The organism is Ralstonia sp. VS2407, from assembly GCF_052950655.1.
Map to the genome: position 1 here is coordinate 1 of NZ_JBRFVG010000278.1, position 461 is coordinate 461.

The 461-nt window shown below is 68.5% G+C and carries 1 protein-coding gene; it reads right to left on the minus strand.

Features of this window, described 5'->3' with window-relative positions:
• A partial coding sequence (locus ACU8YE_RS25040; protein ID WP_446930254.1) for a transposase occupies positions 1 to 461 on the minus strand: 461 nt, incomplete at both ends.

A 461-nucleotide genomic window follows, 5' to 3' on the forward strand; every position in this document is an offset into this window, starting at 1 on the left:
ATGTGGTCTTGGGCGGTGTTAGAGCCGGCGTTCCCCGCTCGCAGCGCGATCTGCAACGGCTCCCCTGTCCCGAGACCACCGTGGTCGACGAACACACACAACGGGTGGAACCCGAACCCGCGTTTGAACGTCGGCTTCGCCTGTTCCTTCTCCGAGTGCGACCCGACCAGGGTGGCGTCGACATCGATGACCAGCGGCTGCTCGGCATCGATGGCGTGGTCAGGGGCTCGGTCACCGGCCTGCGCCCACACGGTGGCCCGGGCCTTCGCGCGGGCGGTGTCGATCGCTTTCAGCGACGCCTCGGTATCGGCGGCCAAGACGTCGATGGTCCGTGACACCGTCGGGTCCGAGGCGACCCGGCCATAGACCCCCGGCTCGGCCCGGAGCAGCGCGATGTCGGCCAGGCAGTCACCGCCCAACGCCAACGCCAACGCCAATGCCGGCACCAAAACGAGACGCAG